At 57.3% G+C, this 17,360-nt stretch carries 12 protein-coding genes and 1 riboswitch; of the genes, 1 reads left to right on the top strand and 11 read right to left on the bottom strand.

What is annotated here, in order from left to right; all coding sequences use genetic code 11:
• Window positions 1–143 precede the first annotated feature (143 nt).
• Window positions 144–1,235, top strand: a complete 1,092-nt coding sequence (locus ACSQ3H_RS25800; protein ID WP_436119959.1) for an ornithine cyclodeaminase family protein — start codon at window positions 144–146, stop codon at window positions 1,233–1,235.
• A gap of 3 nt (window positions 1,236–1,238) precedes the next feature.
• On the opposite strand, the gene ACSQ3H_RS25795 is transcribed toward ACSQ3H_RS25800, so the two are convergent.
• The 11 genes from ACSQ3H_RS25795 to ACSQ3H_RS25745 all read right to left on the bottom strand — a co-directional run bounded on the left by ACSQ3H_RS25795 (window position 1,239) and on the right by ACSQ3H_RS25745 (window position 17,211).
• Window positions 1,239–1,661, bottom strand: a complete 423-nt coding sequence (locus ACSQ3H_RS25795; RefSeq protein WP_436119958.1) for a hypothetical protein — start codon at window positions 1,659–1,661, stop codon at window positions 1,239–1,241.
• Window positions 1,662–1,974: 313 nt separating this feature from the next.
• Entirely contained in the window at window positions 1,975–3,774 is a 1,800-nt protein-coding gene (atzF, locus tag ACSQ3H_RS25790; RefSeq protein WP_436119957.1) for an allophanate hydrolase, read from the bottom strand.
• 1 nt (window position 3,775) lies between these two features.
• Complete coding sequence (uca, locus tag ACSQ3H_RS25785) at window positions 3,776–7,315, bottom strand: urea carboxylase (RefSeq protein WP_436119956.1); 3,540 nt, start codon at window positions 7,313–7,315, stop codon at window positions 3,776–3,778.
• Between the two features lie 3 nt (window positions 7,316–7,318).
• Entirely contained in the window at window positions 7,319–7,981 is a 663-nt protein-coding gene (locus ACSQ3H_RS25780) for an urea amidolyase associated protein UAAP2 (RefSeq protein ID WP_436119955.1), read from the bottom strand.
• 13 nt (window positions 7,982–7,994) lie between these two features.
• Window positions 7,995–8,813 carry an urea amidolyase associated protein UAAP1 gene (locus ACSQ3H_RS25775; protein WP_436119954.1) on the bottom strand — a complete coding sequence of 273 codons (819 nt, stop codon included), beginning with the start codon at window positions 8,811–8,813 and terminating at the stop codon, window positions 7,995–7,997.
• A gap of 5 nt (window positions 8,814–8,818) precedes the next feature.
• A complete protein-coding gene (locus ACSQ3H_RS25770; RefSeq protein WP_436119953.1) occupies window positions 8,819–9,637 on the bottom strand; it encodes an ABC transporter ATP-binding protein in 819 nt (272 codons plus the stop codon).
• Window positions 9,634–10,452: an ABC transporter permease gene (locus ACSQ3H_RS25765; protein ID WP_436119952.1), complete on the bottom strand. Its 819-nt coding sequence runs from the start codon at window positions 10,450–10,452 to the stop codon at window positions 9,634–9,636. Before ACSQ3H_RS25765 ends, ACSQ3H_RS25770 begins: the two co-directional genes overlap by 4 nt.
• Window positions 10,453–10,516: 64 nt before the next feature.
• On the bottom strand, window positions 10,517–11,590 hold the full coding sequence (locus ACSQ3H_RS25760) for a putative urea ABC transporter substrate-binding protein (protein ID WP_436119951.1): 1,074 nt from the start codon (window positions 11,588–11,590) through the stop codon (window positions 10,517–10,519).
• 78 nt (window positions 11,591–11,668) lie between these two features.
• A riboswitch (guanidine-I (ykkC/yxkD leader) is annotated at window positions 11,669–11,778 on the bottom strand.
• A 599-nt stretch (window positions 11,779–12,377) separates the two neighbouring features.
• Window positions 12,378–15,500 carry an efflux RND transporter permease subunit gene (locus ACSQ3H_RS25755; RefSeq protein WP_436119950.1) on the bottom strand — a complete coding sequence of 1,041 codons (3,123 nt, stop codon included), beginning with the start codon at window positions 15,498–15,500 and terminating at the stop codon, window positions 12,378–12,380.
• A gap of 14 nt (window positions 15,501–15,514) precedes the next feature.
• The gene (locus ACSQ3H_RS25750; protein ID WP_436119949.1) at window positions 15,515–16,672 is read right to left on the bottom strand and encodes an efflux RND transporter periplasmic adaptor subunit; all 1,158 of its coding nucleotides are present in this window, start codon (window positions 16,670–16,672) and stop codon (window positions 15,515–15,517) included.
• A 92-nt stretch (window positions 16,673–16,764) separates the two neighbouring features.
• The gene (locus tag ACSQ3H_RS25745; RefSeq protein ID WP_436119948.1) at window positions 16,765–17,211 is read right to left on the bottom strand and encodes a hypothetical protein; all 447 of its coding nucleotides are present in this window, start codon (window positions 17,209–17,211) and stop codon (window positions 16,765–16,767) included.
• Window positions 17,212–17,360 lie beyond the last annotated feature (149 nt).

Raw genomic sequence — 17,360 nt, 5'->3', positions numbered from 1 at the left:
TCCGAAGGTAAGCTGGCACAGGCGCGAACTGTCGCGTCAATTTGGATTTCACGTCACTTATACAGGTTGCCGTCGGATTAACGCCTCGAAAGTAATTCTGCCACTCTCCAGCTGAATCACACAACCCATTCAGGAGGACTAGAATGACCTTGTTGCTGTCGAACGAAGACGCCGCCGAGGTGTTGACCATGTCAAACACCCTTGATGCGCTTGAGGAGCTGTACAGGGATCTGGGTACGGGCAGCGCCGTCTATCGCGGCCGCACTGATCTATTCGCTCCGACGGTCGCCGAAATTGGCGCCGACATACCCGCCGCCCATCAGTTCAAGACATTGGACGGCGCCATTCCACGTTTGGAAGTGGCATCTATTCGCGTTACGTCGGACGTAGTTGCGTTTCCCGAGGTGAACGGGCTGCGGCGACGGATAAAGATTCCGGCTGCAACAGGCAAATCCTATGTCGGGCTCGTTTTTCTGTTCAGCTCCGCGACTGGCGAACTCATTTCGATCATCCAGGACGGAATCCTGCAACGGTTCACCGTGGGCGCGATTAACGCCATCGGCGCGAAGTATCTTTCGCGGCGGGACTCCTCGGTGGTTGGTCTGATTGGCGCTGGCAGCCAAGCCGGGCCGCAATTGGCGGCCTTGAAACAAGTGCGGCCAATCCGACACGTTCGCGTCTACAGTCCGACAGCTGGGGAGGCTGACTCTTTCGCAACAAAAATGTCGGAGTTACTTGGCATTGAAGTTACCGTCGCAGAGAGCGCCGAGGCCGCCGTTACGGACGTGGACATCGCTGTCACAGCCACCAACAGCCGCGTCCCGTTCTTTCCTGCGGCCTGGCTCAAGCCCGGGATGCACCTCAGCTGCATGCAGCGCGACGAGCCGAACTCAGACTGCTTTAAAGAGGCGGATGTGGTCGTCTTCCACACACGCATGAAGGAGCACGAATACGTCTCCACGGACTTCGCCGAAACGGAGAAGCGCTTCAACTTCGTTATGCGTGACCATCCTCCGCGTGACCTTGACTGGAACGACTTCCCAGACCTCGGCGAGCTGGTCGCAGGAAAAATCAAGGGGAGGCAAAACCCGCAGGAGCGTACGTTCTTTCTAAACAGCACCGGTGTTGGCGCGCAGTTCACTGCGCTTGCTCATCTGATCTACAACGGATCACGCAAGCTCGGCCTGGGTTACGAAGTGCCGGCAGAGTTTTTCGTCGAGTCGATCCAGCCCTGACGTTCAACGCGACCACTCTTCCGCAACAGCACCATTGCTGGAACTGCGGTCATTCACGGTCTTGAGAGCGGCCAAAATACCGAGTGGTAAGCCCACAAGAAGCGCCAGTAGCAGGAATGATAAACCAAGCATTGCCGTCGTCGGCAAGGCCTCCACCATCGATTCGAAGGCTGGGCGGCTAACCGCAAAAGAAACGCCAAAATCACCTTTGACGACGCTGGCAAGGTAGAGCCCATATTGTTCGTAAAGCGGCCGGTCGAGCCCCCAAGCCTCGCGATAAAAGGCGCGGACATCTGGCGGCGTATCGATTGACAGCATGATGTCGGCCGGATCGCCTGCCATACGCAGCGCGACGAAGACACCTGAGACACATAGAAAAAGCGTAGAAATGGCGCGGCCGAAACGCATTGCTAGAAACTTCAACATTGTTGAGCTTGGGTGCCCCTAAAGTTCGCGAAGGAGGATATGTACAAACCCATCAGTGACAAGTTGATGATACGGATCAAGTTTGGCATCTTCGACGCACCACCACAGTGCGGAGACACCGCACTGCCCCTGTGATCAATCGCCGCGCGTCCTCCCCTCCCTATTTCTTTTGCCACCGCCTTTGCTTTCGCCCCGCGGGGAACGCACCGTTTTACACAAACCGATTATTTCGGTTCGGGCAATCAGCCCATCGAGAAGCAGACTTACAATTTTCTTTGCAATCAACATTTTCAACTTTCGATTTTCCCACGCCTCATTTGGCCATTGGTAAATACGCCCGCCAGCCGCCGAGATGAGTGATATCCTCAGCCCCACGGACAGCATGTGCCTCGCAGAGAAAGCCGGACACAGCTGAGCCATCATCGAGCACCACTTTGCCGATGCCGAGAGGAGCTGGTATCCTTTGTACGAAGCGGCCAAATGCATCCGGTGGAAGCGCCCAGATCTCGACCTCCAGGCCACTACCGCCAAAGCCAGGCTCGTGGATGAGACCCGGCTTGGGAGGCACTGTGTTAGGGAGAGCGAACAACCGATAATCGCCCCTGGTGCGGCAGGTCCTCACGAACCGCCCGCCAGGAGCGGTGAGTTCGTGATTGAGTGGCATCCCGGTGAGATGTGCCCCAACCACGACGATGGGAATGAACCCGTCATCCGGCGGCAGGAAGGCGCTTTGAGCGGGGATCTGCCTGTAGCGTTCGATCCCCATGCCCGACGCGGCCGCGCGGTGGAGTGCGTCGGCCACAGGCGCTAACGCATCGTCGGCAAAGGCTGGCGCTATCAATGTCACGCCTCCGGGCAGGCCATCCGCGCCGAAGCCGGCCGGTACGGCGATGGCTGCACAATCCAGCAGGTTGGCGAAATTGGTATAGCGTCCGAGGCGGCCGTTGAGGACGATCGGATCAGCCTTCATCGCGGCAACGGTGTAGGTCGTCGGCGCGGTTGGCAGGAGCAGGACGTCTGCCTTTTGCCATTCTGCCTCGGTCTCCCTGCGTAGTTCCTCAAGCTTGTAGCGGCCATTGAAGGCGTCGACCGCCGTCTTGCCTTTGGCCGCCTCAATGATCGTACGCACCGTGGGATCGAAATCCGCCGCGTTCGTCGCAAGGAACTCTTCAACCGCCGCAAGGCGTTCGGCCACCCACGGCCCGTCGTAGAGTAGCGCTGCCGCTTCGCGAAAAGGGGCATAGTCGAAAAATACAATCGTTGCGCCCAGCGCCCTCGCCCGCTCGATAGCCGCGCCGTATAGTCGTTCGACCGCCTTGTCGCCGAAAAATTCACGTTCGCTATCCGCTAGTACACCGATCCGAAGCCCGATGCCCGGCAACGAAACCGGCTTCGCACGACGCGAAAATGCGTCGGCGGCATCAAACCCCTCTGCCACCTTCCGAATAGCGAGCCCGTCTCCGACCGTCGCCGCGAAGATCGTCACGCAATCCACACTTTTGCAGGCGGGAACGACCCCGGTGTTCGGCAGCAGACCTGGCGTCGGTTTGATACCGACAAGATTGTTGAAAGCCGCGGGCACACGCCCCGATCCGGCCGTATCCGTACCGAGCGCGAAACTGGCAAGACCGGACGCGACAGCGATCGCCGATCCGCTGCTCGATCCGCCTGATATATAATCTGAATTGAAAACGGATCGCGGGGCGCCATGCGGCGAGCGCGTTCCATTCAGACCCGTGGCGAACTGGTCCAGATTTGTCTTGCCTATGACAATTGCGCCGGCGGCCTTGAGACGAGCGACAACAGTCGAATCCACGTCCGGATTGTAGGCGTAGGCAGGACAACCAGCCGTGGTCGGCAGCCCTGCGACGTCGATATTGTCTTTCACGGCAAAGGGTACGCCCCAAAGCGCAAGACTGTTTGACTCCGGCGCACGCGCCATCAGGTCGCGGGCGGCGGCGCGCAAGTCTTCATTCGATGCAGGAGTGATAAAGATCGCCGGATCGTTGGCTTCGTTGCGGCGGGCGATCACCGCCTCAACGACATCGAGCGGCGTCAGGCCGGATTGATAGGCGGCACGAAGGCCTGAAAGATCGAGAATCGTCGGCAGCATGTCAGCACTCCTCAAGAACGACGATGATATCGCCGGCTTTAACGTTTCGTCCGGGTCCCGCGCGCAGATCGCGGACGCGGCCGGCGGCATGGGCAGTAACGTGGATTTCCATTTTCATGGATTCGATGATGGCTAGCGTATCTCCAGCAGCAACAGATGCACCGGGTTCGACCAAGAGCTTCCAGACATTACCGGGAACGCTACTGGAGACCCCATAGCAGCCGGGCGGAATGTCACCGTCGAGGCTTTGTCCGGTACCTTCCTCGCTGACAAAGCTGTCAAGACCCGCTTCCTTCCAGCTTTGCCGTTCGGCGTCGAAAGCTGCCTGCTGCGTTTTCTTGAATCGACCGATCGAATGGGCATTGGCCCTCAACTCGTTCTCATAAGCCGCGTAGGAGAATTCCGTCTCTTCTATCCGGATCGGATAACCGCCATGCGGGAAGGCGGCGCGCATCTCGGTCAGTTCATGATGATCGACCGGAAAGAAGCGTATCTGATCAAAAAAGTTAAGCAGCCAGGGTTTGCCCTTTGCGAAGGCCGGCGTCCGCCGCCAGGTGTTCCAAACCTGGATGGTGCGGCCGAAGAGCTGATAGCCGCCCGGTCCCTCCATGCCATAGATACACATATAAGCCCCACCGATGCCGACTGCATTTTCCGGCGTCCAGGTTCGAGCGGGATTGTATTTGGTGGTGACAAGACGATGGCGCGGGTCGACAGGAGTTGCGACAGGTGCGCCGAGATAGACGTCGCCCAGACCGAGTACGAGATAGCTGGCGTTAAAGACGATGTTCTTCACCGCCTGTTCGTCGGGAAGTCCGTTGATGCGGCGTATGAACTCGATATTGGAAGGGCACCATGGGGCGTTCGGGCGGACGAGTTCCTGGTACTTGCGCATGGCAAGCTCCGCATCCGGATCGCTCCACGACAGCGGCAGGTGGACGACGCGGCTTGGAACGTTCACTTCCTGCGCCGACGGAGGAGCTGTTTCGATTTCCGCCAACAGTCCGAGCAAGCGCTTTCGGGTCAGCGTCGTGCCGTCGTAGTGGATCTGTAGCGAACGGATGCCGGGTGTGAGATCAATCAGGCCGGGGAGCCCGGCCTCCAACACCGCTGTCATCAGCAAATGCACGCGTAACCGGAGCGCGATATCGAGCACCATCGGGCCATATTCGACAAGCAGGTTGTCGTCGCCCTGGCGGCGGTAGACCACTGAGACGGGTCCATCCTCCCGTGTTCCGACGATCGCTGAACCAGCATCGGGAGTCCTGCGGTGTATGGCGGGACCCGCAATGGGATCATCCGGGCGGGCGACGGCATGAAAACGAATGCTGTCACCAGGCTTGAACTGGCCCATCTTCCACTGTTCGTCGCAGGCAATCACCGCAGGGCAAACGAAACCGCCGAGGCTCGGACCATCAGGTCCAAGGATGATTGGCATGTCGCCGGTGAAATCGATCGCTCCTACGGCGTAGGCATTGTCGTGCAGGTTTGACGGGTGAAGACCAGCCTCGCCTCCGTCGCTGCGCGCCCATTTCGGTGCAGGGCCGATGAGACGGACGCCGGTGCGGGCACTATTGAAATGCACCTCGTAGACGCAGGAGAAAAGCGTATCGATGTCTTCTGGCTGAAAGAAGTCCGGAGCTCCATGCGGCCCATAGATCACACCAACTTGCCAGTCGCGGGTGAGTTCGGCAGGCCGGTCGGCGCAACTGGAGGGCCCAGAGCCCGGACGGCGTGCCAAATGCAAGACATGGCCGGTTTTTAATGTGCCGGTGGCGTTGCCGCCGAACTGCCCCAGTCCGAAGGTAGCGCGCGAACCAAGGATGACCGGGGCGGCAAAACCACCCGCCACTGCAAGATAGGCGCGCTGGCCCGGCCCCTCGATAGCGCCAATCGAAAGCATTTGCCCGGCACGAATCGTTACTGCCTTGTCGTGCTGCAGCTCTTCGCCGTCGCAAGTCATGGCCATTCGTGCACCGGCAAGTGCAATCTCGGTGTCGGCGTAAAAGTGCAGTGTCGGACCGGATACTGTCAGTTCTAGTGCAGTCGTCGTGTCATCATTGCCGACAAGACGGTTGGCATGACGGAAGGATCGCTCATCCATGGGCCCGCTGGGCGGCACACCGACATTCCAGAGACCAAGCCGTCCTGGCAGTTCCTGAATGCTGGACTGAGCGCCCGGCGCCAGAACCTCGATGATATCTGGAACGAAAGCAAAATCCCGTAGTACAGTGGTTGCGACGTTGCCGCTGGCAAGCAACTCCGAAGCCGCGATTGCCCGCAGGTAATCCAGATTGGTTTCGACGCCGGAAATTGCCGTATTGGCAAGTGCCGCCTTCAACTTTTCGATCGCGGCGGGACGATCCTCAGCCATGACGATCAGCTTGGCGAGCATCGGATCGTAGAAGGCCGTCACCTCAGTTCCCGTCTCGATCCAGCCATCGATGCGGGCATTCTCAGGAAAGACAACTTCTGTCAGAAGCCCCGCACTCGGTCGAAAATCCGCATGGGGCATTTCAGCATAGACGCGGACCTCAATCGCAGCGCCCTTCGGCGTCAGCAGATCAGCGCCGGACAGGATATCCTCGCCTGCCGTCTGGCGGATCATCCATTCGACGAGATCGATGCCAAAGACGGCTTCGGTAACGGGGTGCTCGACTTGAAGCCGCGTATTGACTTCGAGGAAATAGAATTCCTCCCGGACCGGATCGTAGATGAATTCGACTGTGCCCGCCGATTCGTATGAGACCAAGGAACCGAGATCGACCGCAGCCTTATGGAGCCGCGCCCGCGTAGTCAGGGAAAGGCCTGGCGCAGGCGTCTCCTCTATGACTTTTTGATTTCGCCGCTGCAGCGAGCAGTCCCGCTCGCCGAGCGCCACCACCCTGCCCCTGCCATCGCCGAAAATCTGAACCTCAACATGCCGAGCATCAGCCACGAAGCGTTCGAGATAGACCCGGGCGTCACCGAAGCTGGCGCGTGCGGTTCGCTGTACACTTTCGAACGATGCTTGAAGGCTTGTGGCATCAGCGCAGAGCTGCATGCCGATACCGCCGCCGCCAGCGGTGCTCTTCAGCATGATCGGATAGCCAATTTCTTCTGCCGCGGAGAGTGCGTCGTCGACGCTTTCCATAAGACCACTGCCCGGAAGCAGAGGCACACCGCTTGCCTCGGCGAGTTCGCGCGCGGTGTGCTTCAGCCCAAATGCTGAAAGATGCTCCGGACGCGGACCGATAAAGGCGATGCCTTCGGCTGCGAGCCGCTCGGCAAAGCCGATATTCTCCGACAGGAACCCATAACCGGGATGGACAGCCTCTGCCCCGGTCGATTTGCATGCCGCGATAACTGCATCGACATTCAGATAGCTATCGCTGGCGGGTGCGGGACCGAGGCGGACCGCTTCGTCAGCGAGAAGCGCAGGCATGGCAAAACGGTCCGCATCGGAATAGACGGCAACAGAGGCAATGCCCATCTTTTTTAACGTCCGGATAACCCGGACGGCGATTTCGCCCCGATTGGCGATGAGGATCTTACTGAACATATCTTACGCCCCGGCATCGGGGGTTGTGTCCCAGATAAGGACCCGGATAGGCGTCGGGTCGAAGCCGTTGCATGGGTTGTTGATCTGCGGGCAATTGGAAATAACGCAAAGCACATCCATTTCGGCCACCAGCTCGACATAGTCACCTGGCGAGGAGATGCCGTCGACGATCGTCATCTCACCGTTCGGCTTGATCGGTACGTTCATGAAGAAATTGATGTTCGGCACGATGTCGCGCTTGCTCATTCCATGTTTCGTCACTTCAAGCACGAAATTATCCCGGCAGGCGTGAAGATATTTGGTGCCATGGCCGAAGCGCACGGTATTGCTTTCGCAGGAACACGCGCCGGCGGCGGTATCATGACGGCCGCAGCTATCGGCCGTCATCTTCAACATGATATTGCCTTCGTTCGACATGATCCTGGTGCCGGTACCGATATAGGCGGCGCCCTGTTCCCGCATCGTATCCTGGTTGGAGTAACGCTCGGAAAAATCATCGGCTCGATAGAAAAGCGTATCGACTGCCTGCTGGCCGTAGCTATCCTCGATGCGGATCGTTTGACCCTTGCGCACGATGCCGGACCAAGCTGCTTCGGCCGGGACGAAGTGATCCTGGACAGCATTTTCAAGACTGCGCGATTGAGCCGTCTGAGTGAAATCATTCATTGTCGCTTGCTCCTCAGGCTAATATCAGCGCGTTGTTTTCAAAGCCGCGGACGGCTTCGGCGGTGGCAGTGCGAGAAAGATCATCCGCGGTGGGCGGGGCGGAACGGAAGCGCGTTACAGTCACCGCCTTCGGCGCATAGACCGGATCTGGATCGAGAGGATGAGGGCAATTCGAGAAGCCGGCGATCAAATCCATTTCGGCGCGAAGTTCAACATAATCACCGCTATTGGAGAGTTTACCGCGCCACTGAAATTCGCCGGTATCGTCGATACGAACAGGCGCAAAGAGATTGAGAATGGCTGGGATGTCGCGCCGTTCGAGGCCAAGCTTTCCAGCGACAAGCACTAGATTGTCACGCGTGTTGCGGGTCTTCACATTAGGGTATTTGGCAGCATTCGATGCCGCCGTCGACCCGCCCATCAGGCAGTCGTGAGCGCCGGAGCTATCTTCAACGATGGAGAACATCACACGGCCCATGTCAGAGAAGATCACGCGGCCCTTGCCCAGCGCCGTCGTCCATTGCACTTTGACCGTATCCACGAGGTTCAACCTTTCGCTCGTATCAGCGGCATTCCAGGCGACCAAGGCAATGGTCGACGCGGCGTCCCCCTGGTCTATACGGATGGATTCGCCGCGTTTCAGCGCGGTCGACCAATACCAGCCGCCCGGAATCGTTTCACTGTGGATGATGGCACCAGCGTCGATTGCGGGCGCCGGCAACGGGCTTGGCTGAGGAAGCGCCTTCGGCGCGAATTCCAATCCCTTTCGTTGATGCTCCTCGTAACGCTGCCGGTTGGCGGCGATCTCTTCTGCAGAACGTCTGATGTGCATGGCAATTATTCTCCTGACAATGCCGGGTCGTCCCGGCGATACCCCAGGGAATCGACCGGGCCGTCCCGATCGGGGCTAAAGTTCGATGGCACGCCCGCAAGGCGAGGTGGCCAGATGGAAATGTCCTTGGTAATCGTCGCGCCGTAGCGTTGCTTTTCCTCGGGACGGTCCCGGCGCCGCTCGAAGGCAACGACGCGGCTGGCAAGGGTGAACGCCTCGCGGATATCGTGTGTAACCATGACGACGGTCATTTGCGTTTCATGCCACAGCCGCTTCATCAGCGTGTGGATCTCGGCGCGGATACCGGGGTCGAGCGCACCGAATGGCTCATCGAGCAGCAGAACCTTCGGCTTCATGATCAGCGCCTGGGCGAGCGCCAGACGCTGCTGCATGCCGCCTGAAAGCTGTGCAGGATATTTCTGTTCCGCACCCGAAAGGCCGACCTCCCCTATGAGCTTCCGGGCCTCATCGACAGCATTGCGCCGTGCAGCACCGAAGAGCTTCGCCTTGTAACGTGCGTTGGAAAATTCCTTTCCAAGAAGGACGTTCCCCAGCACTGTCAGATGCGGAAACACGGAGTAGCGCTGAAAGACGACCCCTCGGTCCCGCCCCGGTTCTGTCGGTATAGGTTCGCCGTCGACCAGGATCGTGCCCCTGGTGGGCTGCTCCTGACCAAGCAACATACGCAGGAATGTCGTCTTGCCGCAGCCCGATGGGCCGACGAGGGCGACAAAGGCGCGGGAAGCGACTGTCAAAGACACATTCTCGAGGACGATCTGGTCGCCATATTCCTTCCAGACATTCTCGATGACGAGTTCGCTCATACCTGCTTCTCCAGCTCTGACCAGGGGAAGACGGCAACACGGATGCGATCGAGGATGTAGTTGGTTACGACGGCAAGCAGCGTGATCCAGACCACATATGGAAAGATGATATCCATCGACAGATAACGCCGGACAAGGAAGATGCGGTAACCAAGGCCGGAGTCGGACGAGATCGCCTCGGCGGCGATGAGGAAGAGCCAGGCGGGACCGAGCTGCAGCCTCAGGCAGGTGATAAGCCGAGGCAGTATTTGCGGCAGCACAACACGAAGTGCGATCTGCCACGACGATCCGCCAAGCGTTTCGGCCTTGATGATCTGCTCCCGGGGTAATTCGAGGGCCTTGAGAGCAAGGTCGCGGATCATTGTTGGCGCGACGCCGATGACAATCAGCGCAATCTTGGAAGCATCACCGAGCCCCATGACGATGAAAAGGATCGGAAGTAGCGCCAGGGGCGGAACCATGGAGATGACGGCAACAAAGGGCGAAAGCAATGCTCTCAGATAGGGCAGCATGCCGATGGCCATGCCGAGAAGCAAAGCTGTCAGCGTCGAAATGCCCAGCCCCGCGAAAAGACGGATCAGGCTCGCAACGGTGTCGGACCACAGCAGGTATTCGCCGGTCCGCGGGTCCGGCAGGAAGGCCATGCGATTGATCGCATCCGCAAAACCCGCGAGATTGGGTAACAGCTTGTCGTTCGGATTTTCCGCCAGCCGCGCGACCGATCCTGCTGTATAGACGGCAATCAGTATTACGAACGGCAGCAGCAGCAATGTAAGCTGCGCGCCCCGGCCCGGCCTTGTATTGATCCATCGCATGACATGGCTCCTCTGAGGAGGGAACGGAAACGGCGCGGGCGAAACCACGCCGCTTGGTTATCGCTCAGAGCGCGCCGTCGGCTGCGGCCTTCATGTAGGTCTCGGTGAAACGCAGCTTGACGTTGCCACTGTCGCCGAGAACCTTGCCGTCCGGCATCTCGATGCCGATGACATCCGCAGACGCAGCACCATTGCCAAGCAGGCCTTTCTCGAACAGGAAGTTGCGTACGAGGTCCATCGTCTTCGGCAGGCTTGGCGAAGCGGTAAATTCGACCGCATCGCCCGGCTTGTCGAAGAGCTTTGTGGCCGCAAGCTGGGATTCGAAGCCCTTCAGATCAGTGCCGGATGCGGACCCCATCGCCTCGCGTGCCGCCTTCCCCTCATCGCTGTTTGCCGTCAACAGGGCCGCGGTTTCATACCAGATACCGGCGAGTGCCTTGCCGAAGTTCGGATTGTCCTTGAGGACGCCGGAATTCGCGACCATCAGATCGATGATTTCGCCGGGAATCTCTGAACTGTCGAATACCTTCTTGGCGGTCGGATCTTCGAGGATAGTCGAAACCAGAGGGTTCCAGGTGACGACAGCGGTCACATCGGCAGTCTTGTAGGCGGCGACCATATCGGCGTCAGACGTGTTAACGACTTTCACGTCGCGCTCGGCCAGCTTGATGCTTTCCAGCGCACGGGCGAGCAGATAGTGCGAAACGGAATATTCGACGAGGTTGACGTTTTGACTTTTCACGTCCGCAAGCGTGCTCTTGTCCTTCAGGATCACTGCGTCGTTGCCGTTTGAGAAATCGCCGACAATGACCGCTGTCGTATCGACGCCGCCAGCTGCGGGAATCGAGAGACCGTCCATATTCGTGAGCGTTACCGCGTCGAAGGCGCCGGCCGTGTACTGATTCATCGACTCGACGTAATCATTGAATTGGGTGACATCGATCTTGATGCCGTATTTATCCGCCCATTTTTTTACGATCCCATGGTCAGCCGCATAACCCCATGGCATCCAGCCGACGTAAATCGACCACGCAACTTTGAAATCGGTCTTTGGCGCCGCTTTGGCAATGGAGGTCACACCAAACGCCAGCGAGGCGGCAAGTGCGGTAATCGAGAGTATTCTCGAAAAAGTCTGCATAGAAATTCCCCTTTTTGCTTCTTTTTTCAAAAAGGGATCGGCATAGACCATCGCGCCGCCAATCCCTTGGCTAACGAGGTCTCCCGGGCTTTTGTCCCGCCGTGCACCCGGCGGGATATCTCCCCGACCGGTGGTAGCTCTCGGACCAGCACGCTGTCTGAAGCGCCGGAACCCTAGCCACCAACTCTACTATGAGTAAAGCAAGGAGCGTGCCAAACAGGAACACTCTGAAATTGTTTAGTTTTTCTCTTCGCTGGTTTTATCGTGCGCTTAAAATGTTCGCCGCTGTGCTTAGAAATTGGGCATTAGTCATTCACTACAGGAAGGAATTTATTTCCCCGCGGTACCTTAGCAGGCACTTTAATCGCGATCGACGATCGTGCTTGTGAGCGATATATCGAAGGCACGCTTCCTTCCTCTTCGGGCTCCAAAATCGCCACTCAATCCCCGCTTTTGAAAATATTTCAAAAACAGCTGCAAACGAGAATCCAATTCTCTTCTTCTGCATATTTTTACAACATAAATCATATACACTCGTGTAATTGGAACATTATCGGTTTGCCGACGGGCCTTGGCAAAACTCCTACTGTCAACTTTGGACCTGGAGATCCTGCCCAGGCGCATCAGCCGAACGAGCGTGTATCTGTGCGCGATCTCATTGATTGCACGAAGGCAATTGCACTCGCGATCGAGCAGTGGTGCCGTTGAGAATGCAACCGAGCGGCGCCGTAATGTGACTGTCAGCCGTTACCCATGAGGGAGACCCGTCCTCACTCAGAACCGTTTGTTATTCGGCCGCTTTACTCGCCGGAACAATTGGGCGGAGGGATGTCCTGTTCCGCCCCGACATCCAGAGGCTCAATCTGTCGAGGTAGAGGTAGACAACCGGCGTCGTATAGAGTGTCATTGCCTGGCTCAATATGAGTCCTCCAACCATTGCATATCCCAGCGGCTGCCGCAGTTCGGAGCCCGTACCATGCCCCAACATCAGGGGAACGCCGCTGAGGATTGCAGCCATGGTCGTCATCATGATCGGCCTGAAGCGCAGCAGGCACGCCTGCCGGATTGCTTCCTCTGGTCGCAAGCCCTGTTCCCGCTCCGCAGCAATAGCGAAGTCAACGATCATGATGCCGTTTTTCTTGACGATACCGATGAGAAGAATGACGCCAATGAGGGCAATTACAGTGAAGTCGAAGCCGAAGCTCCACAGCATTATGAGGGCTCCGAGACCTGCAGATGGTAGAGTTGACAGGATAGTCAACGGGTGGACATAGCTCTCATAGAGCACGCCTAAAATGATATAAATCACCGCCAGCGCAGCTAAAACAAGCAAGGGTTCGCTGGCTAAGGACGTCTGGTACGCCTGCGCATTGCCTTGGAACGTAGCAATGAGTGTTGGGGGCATTCCTAAGGCGGCCTCACTCTGGTGGATAGCCGAGACAGCCTGACTTAGCGCAATGCCCGGCGCGAGGTTGAAGGACAATGTCACCGAAGGAAACTGGCTTTGGTGGTTGATCGCCAGAACAGTTACCGGCCGCGTAGTCTGTTTGACAAGCACATTGAGTGGAACCTGCGCTCCCGTTAGCGGTGATTTGATGTAGAGCTCATTGATTGCCTGTGGTGAGCTTTGAGCCTCCGGTGGCAGCTCCAGAATGACGTGATAACTGTTGAGGTCGGTAAAATATTGGGTGACTTGGCGCTGGCCAAAGGCATCGTCAAGCGTGTCATCGATTGTTTGAGGCGAAATGCCAAAGCGCGCCGCCTGATCCCGGTCAATATCGAGTGTGACGGTTGTTCCGTTGGACTGCTGATCCGTGGCAACATCCGTGAGCTCAGGCAGAGTGCTTAACTTTGCCAAGAGCTTCGGTGCCCAGCTACTGAGTTCGTCCACATCGCCATCCTGGAGCGTGTATTGAAACTGAGTTGCAGTGCTGCGGCCGCCGACATTGATATCCTGAGCCGGTTGGAGAAACAGCTTTACGCCTTCGACCTTTGCAAGCTTGGGGCGCAGGCGGTCAATGATCTGGCTTGCCGTAGCGTCTCGCTGATCCTGGGGCTTGAGCGTGATGAACATACGCCCCGTATTGAGCGTGTTGCCGGAGCCGCCGCCGACCGCCATCCCCACCGAAGCGACCCCTGGATCGCTGGCGACCACCTTGCCTATCTCTACCTGATGGCGCGCCATATCGGCGAAAGAGGTATCCTGTGCACCCTGCAGAAGGCCTGTGATCAAGCCAGTATCCTGAATCGGGAAAAAGCCCTTTGGAATACTGACAAATAGGTAGCCGGTAGCAACGAGCGTCAACAGGAAAATGCCGAACGTGACGCGATGATGGTGCAAGGCAATATCGAGCGTAGTGCGATAACCGCTCAGGAGGCCGTCGAACGCGCGTTCGGAAAGCAGATAGAGCTTGCCGTGTTTTATGCTGCCTTCATTTCTCAGAAAACGAGCACACATCACTGGCGTCAGAGTTAGCGACACAAGTGCCGATACCGCAATGGTCACTGTTACGGTTATTGCGAATTCGTGAAAAAGCCGGCCAACGATTCCGCCCAAAAACAGGATGGGGATGAAGACGGCAACAAGCGAGAGGCTGATGGAGATAATTGTAAAGCCGATCTCTCTTGAGCCATCGATAGCAGCCTCCAACGCCGATTTGCCCTCTTCCATATGGCGCTGGATGTTCTCCAACATGACGATAGCATCGTCGACGACGAAGCCAACCGCAATGCTCAATCCCATCAGTGAAAGGTTGTCCAGACTGAAACCCAGCACGTACATCAGCGCGAAAGTACCCACGAGCGCGAGCGGGACGGTGACAGCGGGAATTGATGTCGCCCAGACGTTGCGCAGAAAAATGAATATCACCATGATAACCAGTGCGATGGTGAGAAGCAGCGTGAATTTTACATCCAGGATCGAAGCCCGGATGGTCGTGGTGCGATCACTCAAGCTAGATATGTGCAGCGCATGCGGCGCTATTGCCTGCAACTGCGGCAGCAATGCTTTTATCTGATCTACCGTCTCAATAACATTCGCACCGGGGAGTTTGGAGATTGGCAGCAAGATAGCCGGTTTGCCATCGGCCCATGCCGCTATTTGCGTGTTTTCCGGCGCATCGATTGCCTGGCCGATGTCGCTTATCCTTATCGGAGCACCATTCCGGTAGGCAATGATCGCGTTGTTCCAGGGACCTGCCGCCAGGAGCTGGTCATTATCGTAGAGCGTAAAGGTTCGCAAAGCTCCCTGGATGCTACCTTTTGGTGCATCCGTCGTGGTGGCGATGATTGCGGCGCGGATATCCTCCAAGGACAGCCCGAGGTCAGCTATCTTGCGCGGATCGACCTGCACGCGGACTGCTGGCTTTTGTTGGCCAAAGACCGAAACCTGCGCGACGCCCGAGACCTGGCTGATATGCTGGACAAGGACATTCTCGGCAAAATCATCGATCTGCGTCAATGGCAGTGTATCGGACGTAAGTGCAAGCACCAGTATGGGTGGATCTGCAGGGTTCACCTTGCGGTAGGTCGGCGGAGATGGAAGATTGCTTGGCAACTGGCCACCGGCGGCGTTGATCGCGGTTTGTACATCCTGCGCCGCGCCATCAATATTGCGATCCAGTTGGAACTGCAGGGTGATCGAGCTGCTGCCGAGTGTGCTCACGGACGTCATCTGCGTAACGCCAGAAATTTCACCAAACTGCCGCTCCAATGGTTGCGTAACCGAAGATGCCATCGTTTGCGGGCTTGCTCCCGGGAGCTGCGTGGAAACCTGAATGGTTGGAAAATCGACCTGGGGCAGCGGAGCTACGGGTAGCAAAGGATAAGTCGCTACGCCGATTGCGAGTATGCCCGCCATAAGTAGTGAGGTTGCGATCGGGCGCTGGATAAACCAGTACGAGATTGACATCAACGCTGCTCCATTTAACTTTGACCCGAACCAGCGGTCTGGTTTGCCGTATTCTGCACTGAAATTCTGGCGCCTGCCTCCAGGCGATATTGCCCCGAAGTGACAACGCGTTCGCCGGATGCCAGTCCGCTCTCGATCACTGCGCGACCATCGGCAATCTGGCCAGGTTGGATCGAGCGAACTTCCACAGTGTTGTCCGGCTTGATCACATAGACGAAGAAACCATCCTGACCTCTCTCAAGCGCCGCAGAAGGCACTGTAACGGCTTGATGAACAACCTTTTGCTGGAGGCGGATATCGACGAATTGCCCGGGCCAAAGCTTCTCGTCGATATTGGGAAACGTCGATTTCAAACGCATCGTGCCACTGGTCTGGTCTATTTCATTATCAATGACCGAGAGCGTTCCTTCACCGAGGTTCATACTCCCGTCGCGTGTAAAGGCAGTTACGGTAACGGGACCAGCTTCCTGCGCAGCACGCACTGCCGCCAGATCATCTTCCGGCAGTGTCGACACGACGGAGATCGGTTGCGTTTGCGTGATGACGACAATCCCGGTTGTGTCAGCCGCATGGACATAATTGCCCTGATCGACCAGTCTGATGCCTGTGCGTCCATCGACGGGCGCAATCATCTGCGTGTAGGAAAGCGATACGGCAGCGGAATCTTTGGCGGCTGCGTCTTGTGAAATTTGCGCTTGCAGTTGTGCGACGGTGCTTTGTTGTGTCTGCGTGGTCTCTACAGTCGTGAACTGTTGCGCCGTAAGCTTTTTGTCTCTCTGCAGAATTACCTTGTCGTTGTCCAGATTCGCTTGATCCTGGACCATTTTGGCTGATGCTTGATCGAACGCGGCTTGGAAGGGACGAGGGTCGATGACGGCCAGAAGATCGCCTTTCTTGACGCTCTGCCCCTCGGTGAAGAGCACTTGCTGAAGTTCGCCATCGACCTTGGCTTTCACGGTGACGGTATTGAAGGCCTGAACTGTGCCGAGACCATTCAGATAGACGGGCACATCACTCTTGACGGCTGATGCTGCCTCGACCGGTATGAGTGGTGAAGCGGGCTGACCTTTGGCGACAGTTTTGCCATCGCTTGCAAGCCAAAAGGCTCCAGCAGCGCCGAGCACAGCTATGCCCAGGACGATGCTGACTGTATTTCGAATTGAACGATGCATCGTATGCTCCAAGTCGATTTGCATGGTATTGGCGCGCCAATTCTTGAGGAATCCAGCGATGCTCTTCACGCCTGCTGCAGTGGGATTTAAGCTCAATTCTGAGGTTCGATATGCCCGTCAGTGTCGTGAAGCTTGCGAAGCGTCGCCAAATATGCGGGAAGCGAGTTCGCTTCGGTGGAAGCCGAACCAGGTTTGGTCTGACCGGTCATGCGATCGTGCACATGAGCTGGCCGTTCTACAGAGGGGCGCGCATCCTCGAATTTGCCTTGAGGATATTGCGGACCGGCAGAAGCAGCGGGAAGTTGAGCGGATACACATAAGACGGCGAGCGCGGTCTTAACAATCAAAGAGCGCATTTTTGCTCTCCCGGAATGTGAGGTGCGGCGGTGTTTGCCGACCTCCATTTGCCAAGCCGTCGGGTTCAGTCGAGTCGCGATGGTTCCATCGCCGGCAGTTCCCGGCTTGCGCAGACATGCTAGTTTCGAACATGCGGATTGGTATTTAATAATATTTAATTTGTCAGGTAGTTGAATTGCCATGATCAAATTCCTTTAACGGCGTTGTTTTGCTTGCAAGGTTAACGGGCGAAGCAGGCGGGCGTTCAGAATCATTTGCCGGCGTCAAATCGACGTGCTTGTTCCCGTGAAAGGATGAGGGCCGAGCCCCCAACGCTAGCCTCGTCCATGTC

It is taken from the genome of Phyllobacterium sp. LjRoot231 (genome assembly GCF_964253365.1).
Taxonomy (GTDB): Bacteria; Pseudomonadota; Alphaproteobacteria; order Rhizobiales; family Rhizobiaceae; genus Phyllobacterium.
The sequence above is the reverse complement of the archived record's forward strand: the minus strand, read 5'-3'. Positions and strand labels throughout refer to the sequence as shown.

What these genes read in the sequence shown, in the direction of transcription:
- ACSQ3H_RS25800 (WP_436119959.1), top strand. Translation starts at nt 144, where the DNA reads ATGACCTTGTTGCTGTCGAACGAAGACGCCGCCGAGGTGTTGACCATG.
- ACSQ3H_RS25795 (WP_436119958.1), bottom strand. Translation starts at nt 1,661, where the DNA reads ATGTTGAAGTTTCTAGCAATGCGTTTCGGCCGCGCCATTTCTACGCTT.
- atzF (WP_436119957.1), bottom strand. Translation starts at nt 3,774, where the DNA reads ATGCTGCCGACGATTCTCGATCTTTCAGGCCTTCGTGCCGCCTATCAA.
- uca (WP_436119956.1), bottom strand. Translation starts at nt 7,315, where the DNA reads ATGTTCAGTAAGATCCTCATCGCCAATCGGGGCGAAATCGCCGTCCGG.
- ACSQ3H_RS25780 (WP_436119955.1), bottom strand. Translation starts at nt 7,981, where the DNA reads ATGAATGATTTCACTCAGACGGCTCAATCGCGCAGTCTTGAAAATGCT.
- ACSQ3H_RS25775 (WP_436119954.1), bottom strand. Translation starts at nt 8,813, where the DNA reads ATGCACATCAGACGTTCTGCAGAAGAGATCGCCGCCAACCGGCAGCGT.
- ACSQ3H_RS25770 (WP_436119953.1), bottom strand. Translation starts at nt 9,637, where the DNA reads ATGAGCGAACTCGTCATCGAGAATGTCTGGAAGGAATATGGCGACCAG.
- ACSQ3H_RS25765 (WP_436119952.1), bottom strand. Translation starts at nt 10,452, where the DNA reads ATGCGATGGATCAATACAAGGCCGGGCCGGGGCGCGCAGCTTACATTG.
- ACSQ3H_RS25760 (WP_436119951.1), bottom strand. Translation starts at nt 11,590, where the DNA reads ATGCAGACTTTTTCGAGAATACTCTCGATTACCGCACTTGCCGCCTCG.
- ACSQ3H_RS25755 (WP_436119950.1), bottom strand. Translation starts at nt 15,500, where the DNA reads ATGTCAATCTCGTACTGGTTTATCCAGCGCCCGATCGCAACCTCACTA.
- ACSQ3H_RS25750 (WP_436119949.1), bottom strand. Translation starts at nt 16,672, where the DNA reads ATGCATCGTTCAATTCGAAATACAGTCAGCATCGTCCTGGGCATAGCT.
- ACSQ3H_RS25745 (WP_436119948.1), bottom strand. Translation starts at nt 17,211, where the DNA reads ATGGCAATTCAACTACCTGACAAATTAAATATTATTAAATACCAATCC.